At 56.6% G+C, this 228-nt stretch carries 1 protein-coding gene; it reads right to left on the minus strand.

Going from position 1 to position 228, the window contains the following annotated elements:
• Positions 1-228 (minus strand): alcohol dehydrogenase catalytic domain-containing protein (locus Q4563_RS23400; protein WP_303606249.1); only part of this gene is annotated, 228 nt, incomplete at both ends.

The following is a 228-nucleotide window of genomic DNA, read 5'->3' on the forward strand; positions in this document are numbered from 1 at the left end:
TAACAGCACCGTATCACCGACAGCAAAAGCCTCGCTGCTGCAGGATTCCACCGTGCCGACCAGGTCGATACCGGGAGTCAAAGGAAAACGGCGCACGACCGGAGCCTTGCCCGTAAGCGCCAGGCCATCTTTGTAGTTAAGCGTGGAATAATGCACTTTGACCGTTACATCCCCTTCGGGTAATGCACTGTCGTCCAGCTGTGTCAGCTCGGCACGATAGCCTTGGTC

It is taken from the genome of Gilvimarinus sp. 1_MG-2023 (assembly GCF_030548285.1).